General features: G+C 67.4%; 16 protein-coding genes and 4 pseudogenes. 12 read left to right on the top strand and 8 right to left on the bottom strand.

Annotated features, from left to right (window positions below; genetic code table 11):
- Nucleotides 1-118: 118 nt before the first annotated feature.
- The 4 genes from OG507_RS00535 to OG507_RS00520 all read right to left on the bottom strand — a co-directional run bounded on the left by OG507_RS00535 (nucleotide 119) and on the right by OG507_RS00520 (nucleotide 3,195).
- Nucleotides 119-1,318, bottom strand: a complete 1,200-nt coding sequence (locus tag OG507_RS00535; protein WP_327365111.1) for a PP2C family protein-serine/threonine phosphatase — start codon at nucleotides 1,316-1,318, stop codon at nucleotides 119-121.
- 334 nt (nucleotides 1,319-1,652) lie between these two features.
- The gene (locus tag OG507_RS00530; protein WP_327365110.1) at nucleotides 1,653-2,213 is read right to left on the bottom strand and encodes a hypothetical protein; all 561 of its coding nucleotides are present in this window, start codon (nucleotides 2,211-2,213) and stop codon (nucleotides 1,653-1,655) included.
- Nucleotides 2,210-2,836 carry a recombinase family protein gene (locus OG507_RS00525; protein WP_327365109.1) on the bottom strand — a complete coding sequence of 209 codons (627 nt, stop codon included), beginning with the start codon at nucleotides 2,834-2,836 and terminating at the stop codon, nucleotides 2,210-2,212. Before OG507_RS00525 ends, OG507_RS00530 begins: the two co-directional genes overlap by 4 nt.
- Nucleotides 2,837-2,898: 62 nt before the next feature.
- Nucleotides 2,899-3,195 carry a hypothetical protein gene (locus OG507_RS00520; RefSeq protein ID WP_327365108.1) on the bottom strand — a complete coding sequence of 99 codons (297 nt, stop codon included), beginning with the start codon at nucleotides 3,193-3,195 and terminating at the stop codon, nucleotides 2,899-2,901.
- A 93-nt stretch (nucleotides 3,196-3,288) separates the two neighbouring features.
- Between OG507_RS00520 and OG507_RS00515 the strand changes: the two genes are divergently transcribed.
- Nucleotides 3,289-3,780 (top strand): nucleotidyltransferase domain-containing protein, encoded by a 492-nt coding sequence (locus tag OG507_RS00515; protein WP_327371822.1) that lies wholly within the window; start codon nucleotides 3,289-3,291, stop codon nucleotides 3,778-3,780.
- Between the two features lie 446 nt (nucleotides 3,781-4,226).
- Here OG507_RS00515 and OG507_RS00510 read toward each other — a convergent pair.
- Nucleotides 4,227-4,775: pseudogene (locus OG507_RS00510) on the bottom strand (transposase family protein); the annotation flags it as partial.
- A 334-nt stretch (nucleotides 4,776-5,109) separates the two neighbouring features.
- On the opposite strand from OG507_RS00510, the pseudogene OG507_RS40265 reads away from it, so the two are divergent.
- Both OG507_RS40265 and OG507_RS00500 read left to right on the top strand, forming a co-directional pair.
- Nucleotides 5,110-5,403: pseudogene (locus OG507_RS40265) on the top strand (Mu transposase domain-containing protein); the annotation flags it as partial.
- Between the two features lie 287 nt (nucleotides 5,404-5,690).
- A pseudogene (locus OG507_RS00500) lies at nucleotides 5,691-6,080 on the top strand (VOC family protein); the annotation flags it as partial.
- Nucleotides 6,081-6,348: 268 nt separating this feature from the next.
- Here the strand turns inward: OG507_RS00500 and OG507_RS00495 are convergent.
- Nucleotides 6,349-6,999 (bottom strand): helix-turn-helix domain-containing protein, encoded by a 651-nt coding sequence (locus OG507_RS00495; protein WP_327365106.1) that lies wholly within the window; start codon nucleotides 6,997-6,999, stop codon nucleotides 6,349-6,351.
- A 141-nt stretch (nucleotides 7,000-7,140) separates the two neighbouring features.
- Between OG507_RS00495 and OG507_RS00490 the strand changes: the two genes are divergently transcribed.
- Complete coding sequence (locus OG507_RS00490) at nucleotides 7,141-8,130, top strand: alpha/beta fold hydrolase (protein WP_327365105.1); 990 nt, start codon at nucleotides 7,141-7,143, stop codon at nucleotides 8,128-8,130.
- A gap of 461 nt (nucleotides 8,131-8,591) precedes the next feature.
- Here OG507_RS00490 and OG507_RS00485 read toward each other — a convergent pair whose 3' ends face one another.
- Nucleotides 8,592-9,041, bottom strand: a complete 450-nt coding sequence (locus OG507_RS00485; protein WP_327365104.1) for a spore-associated protein — start codon at nucleotides 9,039-9,041, stop codon at nucleotides 8,592-8,594.
- 502 nt (nucleotides 9,042-9,543) lie between these two features.
- Here OG507_RS00485 and OG507_RS00480 point away from each other — a divergent pair.
- From OG507_RS00480 to OG507_RS00470, 3 genes are all read left to right on the top strand, one after another.
- Nucleotides 9,544-10,386, top strand: coding sequence for an IS5 family transposase (locus tag OG507_RS00480; protein WP_327365103.1), 843 nt, complete (start codon nucleotides 9,544-9,546; stop codon nucleotides 10,384-10,386).
- 326 nt (nucleotides 10,387-10,712) lie between these two features.
- A complete protein-coding gene (locus OG507_RS00475; RefSeq protein ID WP_327365102.1) occupies nucleotides 10,713-11,471 on the top strand; it encodes a VOC family protein in 759 nt (252 codons plus the stop codon).
- A 33-nt stretch (nucleotides 11,472-11,504) separates the two neighbouring features.
- Nucleotides 11,505-12,251, top strand: coding sequence for an SDR family NAD(P)-dependent oxidoreductase (locus tag OG507_RS00470; protein ID WP_327365101.1), 747 nt, complete (start codon nucleotides 11,505-11,507; stop codon nucleotides 12,249-12,251).
- A 67-nt stretch (nucleotides 12,252-12,318) separates the two neighbouring features.
- Here OG507_RS00470 and OG507_RS00465 read toward each other — a convergent pair.
- Nucleotides 12,319-12,582 (bottom strand): annotated as a pseudogene (locus OG507_RS00465) (integrase core domain-containing protein); the annotation flags it as partial.
- A gap of 69 nt (nucleotides 12,583-12,651) precedes the next feature.
- On the opposite strand from OG507_RS00465, the gene OG507_RS00460 reads away from it, so the two are divergent.
- The 5 genes from OG507_RS00460 (at nucleotide 12,652) to OG507_RS00440 (ending at nucleotide 16,511) form a co-directional block, all read left to right on the top strand.
- A complete protein-coding gene (locus tag OG507_RS00460) occupies nucleotides 12,652-12,954 on the top strand; it encodes a transposase (RefSeq protein WP_327365100.1) in 303 nt (100 codons plus the stop codon).
- Nucleotides 12,955-12,959: 5 nt separating this feature from the next.
- Nucleotides 12,960-13,868 carry an IS3 family transposase gene (locus OG507_RS00455; protein WP_327365099.1) on the top strand — a complete coding sequence of 303 codons (909 nt, stop codon included), beginning with the start codon at nucleotides 12,960-12,962 and terminating at the stop codon, nucleotides 13,866-13,868.
- Nucleotides 13,869-14,307: 439 nt separating this feature from the next.
- Entirely contained in the window at nucleotides 14,308-14,991 is a 684-nt protein-coding gene (locus tag OG507_RS00450) for a hemerythrin domain-containing protein (protein WP_327365098.1), read from the top strand.
- Nucleotides 14,992-15,235: 244 nt separating this feature from the next.
- Entirely contained in the window at nucleotides 15,236-15,517 is a 282-nt protein-coding gene (locus tag OG507_RS00445; protein ID WP_327365097.1) for a transposase, read from the top strand.
- Between the two features lie 13 nt (nucleotides 15,518-15,530).
- Nucleotides 15,531-16,511, top strand: a complete 981-nt coding sequence (locus tag OG507_RS00440; RefSeq protein WP_327365096.1) for an IS3 family transposase — start codon at nucleotides 15,531-15,533, stop codon at nucleotides 16,509-16,511.
- Nucleotides 16,512-16,699: the final 188 nt, after the last annotated feature.

Here is a 16,699-nt window from a genome sequence, read left to right as displayed (position 1 = left end):
CATCCGAGACGGCCTGCGCCCCCTGCGCGGACCGGCCGCGGCCGGCGATGGCGACGCGGACGGTGGAGAGGAATGCCCTCTTCCCGGCAGCGGGATCCGGATGGACACGGGGAAGTGCTCATCGGCCGGCTCCGGCGTGGGCGTGGCGGCCGTCGTGGTGGGGGCCGTGCCAGTCGAGGCACAGCACCGTGGCGTCGTCGGGCAGGTGGCCGCCGCAGGCGTCGGTAACCGCTGCTGTCAGGACGCGCACGACCTCGCGGGGATGTTCGAAGGCGGTCTCGCGCATGAGGCCGGGCAGGTCGACGGACTCGGCTTGTCGTTCCTGTATGCCGTCGCTGTGGAGCAGGAGCCGGTCGCCGGGGCGCAGGTCGAGGAACTGTACGTGGTACGGGGTGGGTCCGGGGGCGCCGAAGAGCAGGTCGACGTCCAGGCGCACCTCGTTCACCGTGCCGTCGCGCAGGAGCAGCGGCCAGGGGTGTCCGGCGTTGACGAGCTGTGCGCCGGTCCCGTCCAGGGCGATGCGCAGGAGCTGTCCGGTGGCCATGGTGTGGCGGCCGTGGTCGAGGAGAGCCTGGTGGATCCGGCGGGCGTGCTCGGTCAGGCTGGCGCCGTCGCGACGAGCGCCGCGCGAGGCGTTGACCAGGAGGGTGGCCATGAGTGCGGCGTCGACGTCGTGGCCCATGGCATCGGTGACGGAAAGATGCAGGGTGTCGTGGTCGAGGGCGTAGTCGTAGGTGTCCCCGGCGGCGTCGTCGGCCGGGACCAGGCATGCGGCGAGCACGAACTGTGCGGCTTCGCAGGAGGGCGCGTCGGGCAGGAGCTGGTGCTGGATCTCGGCGGCCAGGCTGAGAGGGGTAGCGCGCTGACCCCACCGGTAGAGGTCGGTGAAGCGGCGGTCGGTGACGATGATGTACGCCAGCGCGTGCGCGGCCTCGCCAACCTCGTCCAGGATCTCCTGGCTGATGTGCGGCAGGGACAACTCCAGGACGCCGATGGTGTCACCGCGGTTGGTCACCGGGGCGAACACCCGCTTTCCGTACCCGGCGTCGGGGGCCTGCACCAGCTCCTGGGTGCGCAGCACCTGGTCGTAGACGCTGCCGGCCAGCTGGATCTGATCGACGTCGAGGCCGGCCCGCGGGGCGATACCCTCGTCGACCCGCACCATCTGCCGGCCAGCGACGCCGACGAACAGGAACGACACCGCCCGCGCGTCGAACCGGTCGCGTAGATTGCGCGCCACCACAGCGAGAGATGCCCCCGGTGCCGCGTCCTCCGCAGCGGCGAGCACCTCGGCCAGCCCGAACGGGTCACCAAGCATCCTTGCCTCCGCTCATGCGAATGTCCCAGCCTGACCGCGGGCACTGCCCGCATTCGATCTCACACCGGTTCCACCTCGGCGGCGGGCAGGCACGCCCAGTCCCTCGCATAAATGACCAGTTGCGAGAGTTCTGCGAACACCCCGGAGCCGATCGTGAATCCGCAGGTCGTCGTTTGCGGAGGTCCTCTCAAAACCGGTGAGTTGTGCGAGGCGGTTCTGAGACACTGCCGGGGTGGATCTGACGCCCGATGTCGATTTCCGTAGTCGTCTGCACTGATATCCGAAGCCCCCTGCATTCAGCATGAGCTGAGGGAGTCGGATGGCGATGGTGCTTCTACGGCGTATCGAGTTCGTTGAGGATCTCGATGTAGTAGCGGCGTCGGCCTGCCAGATGTTCGGTGACCGCTTCCTCGGAGGGTTCGGGGATCTCGTGGAGGTGCTCAAGGAGATTGCTCCGCTGCGGGTGGTCAGAGGCGCCGACGTACTCGATCGCGCGGGCGGTCCCGGCGGCGAACAGCAGGGTGTGCGGCTGGAAGCCGCCCCAGGTGTCGAAGCTTCTGGCGATTGCCTCCCAGAGGAGCCAGATGTCCTGGACGCGGCGGTGCTCAGCAACCAAGAGGGCGGCGATCTCGATGCTGTGACTGAAACCCCAAGCGTGTCCATGCCATCGTGTCTCTTGGGTCAGCAAGAACCGTGCGAAGTCGACGTCGACCAGTCCAGGAAGGCGGACCAGGTCTTCAAGGAGCTGCTGACGGTCCTTCCACCTCAGATCGACGGGCAGGCCATCCGCGTCATGTTGCCCTTCGAACTCCAGAAGCTTCCAGAGCTCAGGATCGTCCAGCCACCAGGTAAGTTCGGGAACGCGGCCCGGATCATCCTGCTTTCGGACGCTCACGCCGGCATGTCGCTTTCGGTTTCCCCGGTGGCGGTTGCCAGATAGCGGTGCAGCGAGGTCTTGGGGATCCTGGTCTTCGCGGCGATCTGCCCGAGGGACTCGCCTCGGGCTTTCAGTAGCCGTGCGTACTCGATCTTGTCTTCGGGGTGGGCGACGGGGCGGCCGATGTGGCGGCCGGCGGCTTCGGCGACGGCGCGGGCGTGGGCGGCGCGTTCTGCGGTGAAGGTGCGTTCCATCTCGGCGAAGAGGGCCAGCAGGAGGAAGGCGATGCGGCCCATGCCTTCGTCGGCGGTGTTGATCGGCAGCGGGTCGGCCAGGGAGCGCACGCCGATGTTCTTCTCGCCCAGGTCGTGGACGAGGTTGAGGACTTCGCGTAGGTTCCGGCCGAGCCTGTCGAGGGTGTACACGACGATGGTGTCCCCGGGGCGGGCGTAGGCGAGCAGGTCGGCCAGGCCGGGGCGGTCGACGGTGGCGCCGCTCTTCTTGTCGACGTAGGTCTGTCCGTCGGGGATGCCCGCGGCGTTCAGTGCGTCGAGTTGGCGTTCCAGGCTCTGTTTGGTGGTGGAGCCCCGGGCGTAGGCGAGTTCGAGCCCGCCCGCGGGGTGGCGGTTGTCGGTTCCCATGGCCGGACCGTACCGGAAGTCGGCTCCGTACGGGAGTTCCGGAACATCTTTTGTGGAACGACTTATGGAACGGGAGCTGTGGCGATCTGCCCAGAATGTACGTCTCCTGACGGGCCGAGCTTGGCGAGTGTCTCGCCGTTCTTCCGGCGGCGGACGAGGCTGTCCAGGACGCTGCAGTCCAGTGGGACGCCACGGCTTCCGGGACACAGGGGAACCCCGGTCATGGCCAGCCAGTAGTTGATCGTGCCGGCCGGAACGCCGTAGGTGTCGCCGAGGTCGGCGCACTCCAGCCCGGCCAGGTAGCCGGCAGCAATCTCGCGCAGCGGGAGGCTGTCTGTAAGCAGTTCTGTGGGCTCCACCCTGGCAACGAAAAGTGGCTCCACTGACGTAAGAAGTTGATCTGGCTCCACTCGCTTTGGGGGCGGTTGCGGTGTACTAACGTGCCCAGGGTGATGACGGCTGATGATGTGTTATCCGTACTGGAACGGCTGCAGCAGGCAGGCCTTGCCGCCTGGATCGGTGGCGGGTGGGGCATCGACGCACTGATCGGTGAGCAGACCCGCGAGCATCGTGATCTCGATCTGATGTTCCGGGATGATCACGAAGCCGATGTTGTCGAGCTCCTGAATGACGCGGGATTCGTAGAGACCTTGGACTGGCGGCCCGTGCGGTTCGTAGTCACGGCCTTGGACGGACGAGAGATCGATCTTCATCCTCTGGCCTTTGCGCCGGACGGTTCGGCGGTGCAGGCATCAACCGATGCGGAACATCCATTTGTCTATCCGGCCTCGTGCTTTGTGACCGGCACGATCGGGGGCTTGGTAGTTGCGTGTCTGTCAGCCGAACAGCAGGCCTACTTCCATCAGGGTTACGAGCCGGCCGACCGCGACCGTCATGACATGGCTCGGCTCCGCGAGACCTTCGGGATTTCCACTCACTTCTGAAACAACGCGCGGCCGGCAATGAGGCGTCGACGTGCCCACGTTGGAGTGAATGCGCTGGGCCGTCCGCCTGTTCACGTCAGGGTGTCTCCCGTCGATCACGGTCATGTCGGGACGTGGTAGTTGGTCACGGTCATGTCGGGAGGCCGGGGTGGTTTCGTCGCGTGTTGAGCTGTTCGCGAATATCCGTTGGGACAAGTGTCTTGATCCGGATCTGTCCCAGCGTGTGCTCGCGGAGAAGTACGGCGTTCACCGCCGGACGGTCCGGCAGGCGCTGAGTTCGGCAGTGCCGCCGCCGCGGAAGGTGCCCAGACCCCGGGGGACGGTCCTGGACCCGGCCAAGGACTGGATCGACGCGATGCTGCTGGAGGACCTGAGCGCGCCGCGCAAGCAGAGGCACACCGCTCGGCGGATCCACCAACGCCTCTTCACGGAATACGACTTCGACGCCGCTTCGTACTCAACAGTCTGCGCGCGATCGCCCGCCGCCTGGACCGCACGGGCTCGGCGCGGGTGGCCGTGCGATGGGCCCGGCGCTGTTCGCGCTCGGTTCCCCCGTCGGGCATCACCGGATCCGGCTGACGGGGCTGCGTGGACAGCAGGGGCCGGAGGTAGTCGTAGCCGGCCGCGCTGATCTCGCCGGGATCCAGACGCCCCAGGACGCTGCGCAGGGTCTTCTCGCTCGGGACTCGGTAGCGGCCCAGCAACGGGTGACAGGGCAGGCCGAAGGCGGCGAGCTCATGCGGCGTCGCACGACGGCACCACTCCGCCGCCGCGGTGATCGAGTCGTGGCCCGCCGCCGTCATCGCGCACACCACCAGGGCCAGCAGCGAGGAGAGCCGGTAACGCACTCCGCAAGCCCCTCGCGGGTCGGTGACCGACTCGAACTCGGCGACCAGACAACGGACTTGCCCCTGAGCGGCAGCGTCACCGAGGGCCTCCAGGCGGGGTGCGTGAGGCGCGGGAACAGCGACAGGAGATGATGGAGGGACGAACACGGCACCTTCGTGGATCTTGAAGCGTAGAGAACTCCATGATCCACAGGTGCCGTGTTCACCTGCTTCCGGGGCCCGCTGCCGCGATCAACCACTCCAACCCGGGACGAGCCGGGCACACGCCGGGGCCCTGGCCAACACGGCACATCCGTTACGACAACCTCAAACCGGCCGTCAACCGGGTCTGCACCGGCCGCAGCCGGGTGGAGTCAGAACGGTGGGTGGCTTTCCGGGCGCATTACGGATTCGACGCGTTCTACTGCATCCCCGGCCAGGAAGGCGCCCATGAAAAGGGCGGCGTTGAGCACGAAGCGGCCGGTACCGGCGCACGCACCTGGTGCCCGTCCCCGAGGTGGACTCGCTGGAGGAGCTGAACGAGAGGATCGCCGAGATCGATGCCGCCGAGGACAACCGAATCCTGCACGGCAGGCTCACCACGGTCGGCTTCAACTTCGCTGCCGAGTCTGAGACGTTGGCACCCCTGCCGTTCGAGGCATTCGAATGCGGGATCACCCTGACACCGAAGGCCGACCGGACCAGCCGGATCACAGTCCGCCAGTGCCATTACTCGGTACCGGCCCGCTTCATCGGCCAGAGCGTGCGCGTGCTGCTGCTGCGGGGCAACGAACTGCTGGTCTTCGACCGGCGGGAGGTCGTGGCCCTCCATCCGCGGCTGACCAAACGCCACGACTACCGTGACGAACTCGACCACTACCTGGAAATTCTCCTGGTCAAACCCGGGGCGATGGCCGGATCAACTGCTCTGGCCGCTGTCCGGCAGAGCGGTGCCTTCACCGAAGCCCACGAAGCCTTCTGGTCCGCTGCCCGGCAGGCACACGGCGACGCGGCGGGCACCCGAGTGCTGATCGAGGTCCTGCTCCTGCACCGGCGCATGCCCGCTGAGACCGTCCAGCTGGGACTGCCGACCAGGACGTTCTGCTCGGCTTTTATACGAAATTGTTCGGCGCTGAGGAGATCTTCCGGGCACCGGCGGAAGGCCCGGCCTTCTACCTCGGCTTGCGCATCGGCGACACCGACTTCGGGCTGGTGGCCAAGGAGAACCCGGGGACTGGGGCGGCGTCGCGGATCCTGCTCAGCATCGGTGTCGACGACGTCGACGAGACGCTCGGCCGGGTGGAGGCGCTGGGCGGCTCGGTCCGCGGCGGCCCCAACGACATGCCGTGGGGACAGCACTGCGCCCACATCTCCGGTTCGGGGTCGGGCTGCTCGGGGTACGGCCGCAGGGCGGTGAGTCCGAGTTCGCTCTCTTCCCGCTCCTGGCGGGTTCGACCGAGCCGGAACACGTAGCGGTGCGCGCTGCGGTGCCGGAGGTTGCGGGCGCCGACCGCGACCAGGGCGTGACGCAGCCGCACGGCGGGGTCGCAGCCGGGCCGCAGCCGCGGAGCTCCGAGCGCCACGAGCTGCGCGGCGGCGTACTCGTGGCCCTGCTCCCGGCGACGGATCTTCTGAGCCGTCCGGCCGGTAGCGCGCGAGTTTCAGGAATCTGGGCAGCCCTTGGCCGCGAACCTGCGCGCAAGTCGCGGTTTCGCTGTCTTGCCGGAACGGGTTTCGGAGCCTACGGCTGCGCTTCGCGGCCGGCCTGGGCGCGATTCGGCTGGCGGTCCCCGCGGCCAACGGCCGGAGGGGTGCGCAGCCGTAGGCGCTCGCCCTGGGGCCCGAACATAATCAGGTACTCAACAGGCCCGCCGGAGCCGGCGTTCACCACCCCATGCGGGGTGCGGGTGTCGAACTCGGCAACGTCCCCGGCAGTCAGGACGAGGTCTTGGTCGCCGAGCGCGAGCCACAGCCGCCCGTACAGGACGCACAGCCACTCGTAGCCCTCGTGGGAGACCTGCCGCGGCCGTGCGGGCCGACCCTCGACAGCGGGCAGGACGTGCTTGTGGGCGTGCAGGCCGCCGACGTACCGGGTCAACGGCAGCACCGCCTTGTCATCCCCGAAGCTCAGCGGCGCCGTAGCGCGCGGCTCGGCCGCGGGGGCGGGCGCGGTGCCGGCCAGTTCGTCCAGGGAGACGCCGTACTCCTTCGACAGCTGCAGCAGCACCTCCAGGGTGGGCTTGCGCCGGCCGGTCTCGATCCGGGACAGCGTGCTGGTCGAGATGCCGGTCGCGCAGCTGACACCGGCGAGCGTCGCACTGCGGTGCTCGCGCGCGGCCCGCAACCGGGGCCCCATCGCGGCCAGCGTGCCGTCCACGTCTTCGACTGCCACCTTTCCCGCTCCTTCTTTCCGTGCCGCTCCACCGCTCTGTCCTGCGAGTTTGCCAGAAGGGCAAGGCTGATCGCGTCGGGCGGGTGCCGTGCCGCATGATCGATGGGCAGCCGCGTCCGCCCGCGAATCGAGGAGAAGCCCATGCAGCCCGAGCCGACCGCCGAGCTCCGCCACCGCACCGTCGAGGCCCCGGCCGGGCGCCTGCACCTGGTCGAGCAGGGCACCGGCCCGCTGGTTTTGCTCGTCCACGGCTTCCCCGAGTCCTGGTACTCCTGGCGCCGCCAGCTCCCGGCCCTCGCTGCGGCCGACTACCGGGCGGTGGCGATCGACGTGCGCGGCTACGGCCGTTCCTCCAAGCCGGAGGCGACCGAGGCCTACCGGATGCTCGACCTGGTGGAGGACAACGTTGCCGTCGTGCGTGCCCTCGGAGAGGAGAGCGCGGTGGTGGTCGGCCATGACTGGGGCGCCAACATTGCCTCCGCCTCGGCCCTGCTCCGCCCCGAGGTCTTCCGTGCCGTCGGCCTGCTGAGCGTCCCCTACGCACCGCCCGGCGGCCCGCGCCCGACCGACATCTTCGGCCGGATCGGCGGCCCCGAGCAGGAGCTCTACGTCTCCTACTTCCAGAAGCCCGGCCGCGCCGAGGCGGAGATCGAGCCCGACGTCCGGGGCTGGCTCGCGGGCTTCTACGCGGCCCTGTCCGCCGACACCATGCCCGCCCAGGGCGAGCCAGACCCCCACTTCGTTGCCCGCGCCGGCGGCCGACTGCGCGACCGCTTCCCCACGGGGGTCCTCCCGGCCTGGCTGAGCAAGGACGACCTCGACGTCTACGCCGGGGAGTTCGAGCGCACCGGCCTGACCGGCGCTCTCAACCGCTACCGCAACATGGACCGCGACTGGGAAGAACTCGCCCCGCACCGCGGAGCCCCGATCAAGCAGCCGTCCCTGTTCATCGGCGGCGCCCTGGACGCCTCCACCACCTGGATGTCCGACGCCATCGACGCCTACCCCACCACCCTCCCCGGCCTGTCGGCCTCCCACCTCCTGGACGCCTGCGGCCACTGGATCCAGCAGGAGCGCCCCGACGAGGTCAACCGCCTGCTGACCGACTGGCTCGCCACCCTCCAGGGCTGAACCAGGCAGGCTACCTGGGCAGCTTGGCGGTTCGTTCGGGGTGGGCGGCGGTGACGTAGCGCATGGCGGCCTGCTCGGTGATGCCGAACAGCCGCATCAGCCTGAGCGGGTCGGCGCTGTCCGCTGCTTCGTTGAGGATGCCGTCCTGTCTCAGGCCGCTCAGTGTCAGCCCGCGGGGAAGGCCTCCGCTCAGGGTGCCGATGCTGACGGCCGGGTGGTCGGGGTCGACCGCGCTCTTCTGGCTGACCAGCAGGTGGGGGTGGCCGGGGTGGGCAGCAACTGGCTGCGGTCTCCCGGGTTCTGCCGTGGCAGGCCTGGCGGCTGGTCGGCCGGCTCACGACGAGGTCCCGCGCCGCCTGCGGCTCATGGCTGCCTTCCCGGCAGTCGTCAGCGGCAGGGTCCCGCCGGTTCGGCCTGCGGGGGGCGGCGGCGCGGGGCTCGCGGCCGGATGCTGTACCGGATCAGCGGATTTCGGTGACTCGGTGTTCCCTCAGGGCGGCGCAGTTGGAGTTCTCCACCGACACGTACACGTTGTCGATGTTGCCGCCCCAGCTCACGCAGTAGCCCCTGCCGTAGACGTAGGCCGGTCCTGCGTACGACGTGAAGTTCCCGTAGTCGCCGGCCCACTCGTCGGTGGCGGGGACGTAGATGTATGTGGACATGTTCTTGGCGGTGCCCGGGTTGTTGCGGATGGTCGCGACGCAGTTCTTGCCGTTTGTGGAGTTGTACGTCAGGTAGACGGTGCCCAGCGAGCCGACGGGCACCGAGTTGACGGTTTTGTAGGCGCTGCCGCAGACGGTGCGCGGTGTGACGTTGGGTGCGGCGGAGGCGGTCGTGCTGAGCGCGGTCGTGGCGCCCACTGCCAGTGCGGTCAACGCCCCGGCAGCTGCGATATTGCGCGTGATTCTCACATTTCCCCCTTGTGCCTCGGAGAGCGGTTTGCTCACACTTGATGTGACCCTCAAGCGGCACGGATGGTTGTGCCGTGTTCATGCCGAGGTGTTGCACGAGGCCGTCCGGGCGGACTGCTCCGGGATGGCAGTGACCCCCGGAGGGGTCCTTTGATCGTGCCGGTGGTTGAGACGGATGAGCAGGTGGGCGTATCCGTTGAGGAATGGACGAGTGTCCGTCTTCCGTCTAGTTGATATCGATCAAGCTCTGAGCTGCAGCGTTTGAAGTGCAGAGACAACACAAGATCGACATCTGGTATGGGTGTTGACCTGTAATGGTTCCTTCGGCAGACGTCTCGATCTCTAGTTGACTGGCTTGCTGGCCTGCGATGTTGGGATTAGGCGGAGAGTGTCGTGACTAAGAGGTCGCGCAGATAGGCGCGGTGGGGGACCCCGGCAACAGAACGGGCACAGGCCTTGGTGATCATGGAGTTGCGACGCTCTGTGATCACTGAGGAGGCCTGTGCCCGCGCTGCCATCATGGCTCACCGAACCGCTCTGGGACCAATTCGCGGCCCTGCTGCCCGAGCGGCCGGAGTACCACCCGGACCATCCGCTCGGCTGCCACCGCCAACGCATCAGCGACCGGATCATCTTCGACAAGATGCTGCAACTGCTGCGCTTCGGCTGTTCTTACGAGGCGATCGCCGACACAACGTGCTCGGCCACCACGATCCGCAACCGCCGTGACGAGTGGATACGGCAGGGCCTCTTCGTCCGGCTCAAGCAGATCGCGCTGGAGTCCTACGACCGGATCGTCGGCCTCGTCCTCGACCAGATCGCCGTGGACGGCTCCATCACCAAGGCTCCCGGAGGCGGCGAGGTCGCCGGGCGCTCACCGGTCGACCGTGGCAAACAGGGCCTGAAACGCTCAGGCATGACAGATGGATACGGCATTCCGCTGGGCCGTGTCCTGGCCGGCGCCAACCGCCACGACTCCCCCCTGCTCGCACCGACCCTGGACCACCTGGACGACCTGGGACCGTTACCCGACGGCATCACCGTGCACCTGGACGCCGGCTACGACTCGGACAAGACCCGCGCGCTGCTCAACGAACGCGGCCTCCACGGCCGCATCTCCCACAAAGGCGAGAAGGCGCCTATCCAGGCCAGCAGGCGTTGGCACGTCGAACGCACCCACGCCTGGCAGAACGCCTTCTCCCGGCTCGCCCGCTGCTACGAGCGGCGCGCCATTGTCATCGACGCCTTCTTCGACCTTGCCGACACGATCATCACCATACGCAGCCTGATCCGGCGGGCCTGGACAACTCACCGCTGGGACGAACGCCCGAACCGCCGATCATGACCGCACGCCTATCCGCGCGGCCTCTTAGCCGCGATCTCGGCGCGGACCGCGCGACGGGCAACCTCGCGCACCCCACCGCGTTCTGTCTTCGCATCTATGGCTGCCATCTCCGCATCATAACTGTCAGTGGATGTCATCTTCGTCAATCGATGGCATGACGCATGCCGCCTATGCCGCACGTGCCTCTCCCGGAGGATCTCCAAGCCGCCGGGGGCTCGGAGATCTGCGCCTCGACCGTCCAGAAAACGTCACTCAATGATGAACTTGTCATCGAGTGACATTCATGCTTACTGTTGACAGGCGGGGGCTGCCGAGAGGAGAGAACGATGGACGTCGACTTCCACCAGGTCGGCACAGTGGCGTGGGTCGAGCTGAACACGCCCGACATCGAAGCGAGTACTCGCTTCTACGGGAAGCTGTTCGGCTGGGCTTTCGCTGAAGGGTTTGGCGGGCAGCCGCAATCACGGATGGCACTGCTGGGCGGACGTCCTGCAGCGGCCGTGACCGCTGCGCCGGGTGCCGAGCGAGGTGGCTGGACCACGTTCGTCACCGTGGCCGACGCCAGAGAGAGCGTCGAAAGGGTTCTTGCCGCCGGCGGGAAGGTGCTGGTCCACCCGCACGGGCTGGGCACGGCGGGGCGGTCGGTGGTCGTGGCCGACCACGCAGGCACCCGGTTCGGCCTGTGGGAAGCGGGGGAGCACCAGGGCTGCGGTGCAGCGGGTGAGCCCGGCGCCTTCCACGGCGGCGAGCTGATCACCGACGACGTTGAGCAGTCGGCGGCGTTCTACGGGGAAGTCTTCGGCTGGACTCTGGGCGAGCCCTACGGCCCGCTGAACCGCCGGGACTGGCGGCTGGGCGGCCGGAGCATCTCGGTACTGCTGCCGAGGCCCCCGGCTATGCCGGCCGAGATCCCGCCCTACTGGGATGCCTACTTCACCGTGGCCGACGCTCAGCAGACAGCCGACGCCGCCGTCCGGCTCGGTGCCACGGTGCTGATGCCGCCTACCGCAATCGGGCACGGCGACATCACGGTCCTCCTCGATCCCACAGGGGCGGTTTTCACCGCCCTGGCCCCGACTCACTGACGCACCCGGCACATCTGCATCAAGGATCAGATCATGACTTTCAATGACAAGGTAGGAATCATCACGGGGGCCGGTTCCGGCCTGGGGGAGGCCGCGGCCAAGCAGCTGGCACGCGCCGGCGCGAAGATCATCGCGGCCGACCGCGACAGCGTCGGCGCCGAACGCGTCGCCAGGGAGATCGTCGCTGCCGGTGGGCAGGCTTCCGCGTTCACAACCGACATCTCCGCCTTCCAGGCCGCCCAGAGCATTGTCGAATTCGCCGTGAGCACCTACGGCCACCTGCACTTCGCCTTCAACAACGCCGGCATCACCCCCGCGCTGACCGACACGCACGACGTCGACCCCCAGGACTGGCTCGACGTCGTAGGAACCAACCTCACCGGCACCTTCTACTGCATGAAGGCCGAGATCGCGTACTTCGTCGAGAGCGGCGGCGGCGTCATCCTCAACATGGCCTCCACTGCCGGAGTCATGGCCCACGCCGGACGCCCCGCCTACGCCGCCTCCAAACACGGGATCATCGGTCTGACCCGCTCCGCCGCTGTCGAATACGCCGAGCGAGGCATCCGGATCAACGCGGTAGCCCCCGGCCCCATCGACGCCCCCTCCGCGAGGAACCTGCCCCCGGAGGTACGCAAGGCCATCGCCGACAAGACTGCAATGAAGCGAAGCGGCACCACGGACGAGGTCGCAGCGGTCGCCGCGTTCCTCCTGTCGGACGAGGCTTCCTTCGTCACCGGCTCCGTTTACGAGGTCAACGGTGGACAGACCCAGCTGTAACCGGGCGGAGAACCTCTCGGTATCAGACACCACGAAACGGGCCTTGACCCCTGATCTTGAACACGGGTTATGCGGCTTCGGCCAGCGTAGTTGATGTTGTTGCGAGTGCTCGCTCGTAGGCGATCGGGCTGCGATGTCCGAGGCGGGAATGGCGTCGGACGGTGTTGTAGCGGTGCAGCCAGCGGAAAAGGTCCAGGTGTGCCTCGCGCTCGGTGTCCCAGGCCCGCCGGCCTTGGAGGGTCTCCCGTTTGCAGGTCGCATTGAAGGACTCGGCGAGCGCGTTGTCCGCGCTGGAACCGACCGCGCCCATGGACTGGGTGACGCCGGCTTTGAGGTTCCCCCTGCTGGCCGGACAGCTTGATACTGGGACGGATGGTCCCGGAGGAAGCAGTCACAGGTAGTGAGCAAGAGCAACATGAGTAAGCGGTACACGGCCGAGTTCAAGCGGGACGCGGTCGCCTTGGCGTTGTCCTCGGAGAAGACGGTCACCGAGGTCGCGAGGGATCTGGGCGTGAGTCCGGAAGGGCTGCGCGGGTGGGTGAAGCAGGCGAAGGTCGACCGCGGTGAGGGACCCGCTGGGGCTTTGACCACTGCGGAGCGTGAGGAGTTGGTCCGGCTGCGGCGGAAGGTTCGCGAGCAGGAGGCCACGATCGAGGTTCTGGGAAAAGCGACCGCCTTCTTCGTTCAGGACAAGATGAGGTAGACACCGTGGCACGGTGTCGTTTCATCGATGCGGAGAAGGCATCGGAGGGTAATCCTGCAGGTCACAGCGTTGCGTTTCTGTGCCGTGTGCTGGGAGTGCCGCGTTCCACCTACTACGCGCACAGGGCGTCACGGCCGGCCCGGACGGTGCGGGAGCGGGCCGAGGAGGTGCTGGTGGGCGAGATCCGGGTGCTTCACGCCGGATCTCGCGGTGTCTACGGGGCGCCGCGGATCCACGCCGCCCTGCGGCGGGCCGGGCGGGTGGTGAACTCCAAGAAGATCGAGCGGCTGATGCGCAAGCACCGGATCGTCGGGATCACCCTCCGCCGGCGGCGGGGTCTGACCCGGCAGGCGAAGCGGGCGGTGTTTGCCGCCGACCTGATCGGCCGGGACTTCACCGCGCCCCGGCCCGGGATGCGGCTCGTCGGCGACATGACCGAACTCGGCAGGCTGGAAGGGAAGTTGTATCTGGCGACCTGTATCGATCTCGCGACGCGGGAGGTGGCCGGCTGGGCGGTGGCCGACCACCACCGCGCCGAGCTGCCGGTCGCCGCCTTGCGGATGGCGGCCGGGCGTGGCGGCCTGGAGCAGGGTTGCGTCATGCATACGGATCGCGGCAGCGAGTACACGAGTGACGAATTCCGCAGCGAAATACGCAAGTTGCGCATGAGGCAGTCGATGGGGCGTGTCGGCTCTTGTTACGATAATGCCGCCGCGGAAAGCTGGTTCGCCATCCTGAAAGCGGAGATCGGAACCACCGTCTGGGCAACCCGCGAAGCCGCCCGGGCCGACGTTTTCCGCTACGTCGAGGTCGAGTACAACCGCAGCCGGCTCCGTCGGCACCCCGACTACGGGTACGTGACCCCGCTCGAAACGAGATCCTTGCTCAGGCAGAACCTCGTCCCGGCCGCGTAAACACCCGCTGTCCAGTTCGCGGGGGGAACTTCACACAGTCGTCCCCATGAACAGCACAGCGATCACGCTCCAGGCCACGACCGCTATGCCCCACCCCTTAGCTGTCATGGGATCAGCATGGCCCACCAGGATCAGAAGCGGGCCTCAACAGCTGGGGACGTTCATCTGTACGCAGCTGGGGAGAGAAGCCCGTACGCCGACACCAGGAAACGAACGGCGGAGTGCTGGGCTGGGAAAAAGTTGTCAACTGTACGCCATGCAGACGACTGTCCGCTGGGTAGAACTGACCGCTGCCCCACATCATACGATTCCGCCCTGACTGGCTATTTGCTTGCGTAGGCACTTACGTGTAAGGGTGACTGCGCGGGCGAGTTGGCGGCATCCGTTCCGATGTCCCGACTCGCGGCATGGTGTGGACCAGAGCGAGGGAGAATGCACAGTGGGGTCCGTATTCAGCGAACCGATGGCGGATGTGCGTGACATGTATATGGCGCACACAATGATGCGCCGCGAGTTCCGGCTGCTTCCCGATGTGGTCCGGGCGGTGCCCCCCGGGGACATGAAGCGGGCTGAGGTCGTCGGCGCACATGTCGAACTGCTGTGCCTCGTCCTTCATCTGCACCACGAGGGTGAGGACGAGGTGCTGTGGCCGCTGCTTCTTGAGCGCGGAGGCGAGGATGCCGCGGCCATCGTGCCCACCATGGAGGAGCAACACCACGCGATCGAGCGCGCCCACGCGGAGGTGGTGGCACTGCTGTCCGGGTGGCGGGCCACGGGCCGCGGCGGTGAAGAACTGGCCGAGGTGCTGGAACGGCTGCTGACGGTCCTCGTCGAGCACATGGCTCTGGAGGAGGAGGAGATCCTTCCCTTGGCCGAGCGGTACGTCACCGCCGCGGAATGGGCGCGGATGGGGGAGCACGGCTTGGAGAAGAGTCCGAGGAAGACGCTTCCTCTGACCTTCGGCATGGTGATGTACGAGGGCGACCCCGATGTCGTCAAGGCGGTGCTGGCCCACGCACCCCTCCCAGCACGCCTGCTGATGCCGGTCATCGCACCTCGTCTGTACGCGTCGCACGCCAGGCGTGTTCACAGAACGTCCACTCCGCCCCGCGTGGGCAGTTGATTGCTCCTGCCTCTGGCCGACTCGATGCCAGCGGCCCCGTCTCCTGCAGCAACCCTCGACAAGGATGTGATCATGCAGATCGGTTTCGCTCTTCCGTACCTGAACCATGTGGCCCATCAGGTAGACCGGGCCGCCGAGTTCGCACGGGAAGCGGAGAAGGCGGGGGCAGCGAGCTTGTGAAGCTTCTCCTTGATCGTGGACACCTGGAGACTGGGACCTGAGGTTCCAGAGGAAGTAGCACCAGGTGGGAAGCAAGTACACGAAGCGGTGCACCGAGGAGTTCAAGCGGGACGCGATCGCGCTCGTCGACTCCTCGGGCAAGACGGTCACCGCCGTTGCCCGGGAACTCGGCATCAGCTCCGAGTCCCTGCGCGGCTGGTACCGCAAGGCCAAGGCAGACCGGGGAGAGGGCACCCCCGGCGAGCTGACCAGCGCCGAGCGCGAGGAGCTCAAGCGGCTGCGCAAGGAGAGCCGCGAACAGCAGCAGACGATCGAGATCCTGAAAAAGCGACCGCCTTCTTCGTGAAGGAGAACGACCGGTGAGCGAGTTGTGCCGGTTCATCCACGCGGAGAAGGCGAACTACCCGATCGTTCTGCTGTGCCGGGCGCTGCACGTGGCCCGCTCCTCCTACTACTACGCCTGGCGCGACGGCGAGGCCGCCCGTCCAAAGCGCCAGGCGGCCGACGACGCGCTCGCGCACGAGATCACCGTGCTGCACATCGCCTCCCGGAAGACCTATGGCGTCCCGCGCATCCACGCCGGACTGCGGCGCCTGGGGCAGCGGGTGAACCGCAAGCGCATCGCCCGCATCATGCGCCAACGCGACATCCGCGGCGCCACCCGGCGCAAGCACCGCTCGCTGACCCGGCCGGACAAGAAGGCGAAGCCGGCCCCGGACCTCATCGGCCGCGACTTCCACGCCGAGCGTCCAGGCATCAAGCTGGTCGGCGACATCACTTACCTGCCGACCGCCGAGGGCTGGCTCTACCTCGCCTGCTGGCTGGACCTGGCCACCCGTGAGGTCGTCGGCTATGCCATGGCCGACCACCACCGCGCCGAACTCGTCATCGACGCTCTCGACATGGCCCACGGCCGCAGCGGACTGGAGCCCGACTGTGTGATCCACAGCGATCGCGGCAGCGAGTACACCTCGGCCCAATTCCGCGACAGAATACGTGAGTTGGGGCTTCGCCAGAGCTGCGGGCGCACCGGATCTTGTTTCGACAATGCCGCCGCGGAGAGCTTCTGGGCCCTGCTCAAGGAGGAGATCGGAACCCGCACCTGGCCCGACCGGGGCCACCGCCCGCGCCGAGGTCTTCAACTTCATCGAGACCTTCTACAACCGCCGCCGCCTACGCAAGCACAAGACCTTCGGCTACCTCACCCCGGCCGAGACCAGGCAGCGCCAGCAACACGCCCTCGCGGCGTAACCATCACGTGTCCAAGATCATGGGGAAACTTCCAAGGCCGGGTAGTTGGCGTTTTCGCAGGTCACGCAAGGGGTTCGGGGTCTGTGTGATGGCCGCGTAGCGGCCCGTGCGGACTCTCTTGATCTTTCCTCTCTCGGTCCAGCGGGCAAGTTGGCGATAGGTGGCGACGAGGGTGACGTCGCCGAGGAGCACGGCGATCTCCCTTGAGCGCCATAGCCGTTCGGGCTCCGCCTGCAGGATGGTCAGGACACGTGCCATGCGATTGCCGGTGTTCTCC

Source organism: Streptomyces sp. NBC_01217 (assembly GCF_035994185.1).
In the GTDB taxonomy this organism is placed as follows: domain Bacteria; phylum Actinomycetota; class Actinomycetes; order Streptomycetales; family Streptomycetaceae; genus Streptomyces.
This window is presented reverse-complemented; position numbering and strand designations above follow the sequence as displayed.

Coding starts and splice junctions, on each gene's coding strand:
- OG507_RS00525 (WP_327365109.1), bottom strand. CDS start 2,836: ATGGGAACCGACAACCGCCACCCCGCGGGCGGGCTCGAACTCGCCTAC.
- OG507_RS00515 (WP_327371822.1), top strand. CDS start 3,289: ATGACGGCTGATGATGTGTTATCCGTACTGGAACGGCTGCAGCAGGCA.
- OG507_RS00470 (WP_327365101.1), top strand. CDS start 11,505: ATGACTTTCAATGACAAGGTAGGAATCATCACGGGGGCCGGTTCCGGC.
- OG507_RS00490 (WP_327365105.1), top strand. CDS start 7,141: ATGCAGCCCGAGCCGACCGCCGAGCTCCGCCACCGCACCGTCGAGGCC.
- OG507_RS00475 (WP_327365102.1), top strand. CDS start 10,713: ATGGACGTCGACTTCCACCAGGTCGGCACAGTGGCGTGGGTCGAGCTG.
- OG507_RS00535 (WP_327365111.1), bottom strand. CDS start 1,318: ATGCTTGGTGACCCGTTCGGGCTGGCCGAGGTGCTCGCCGCTGCGGAG.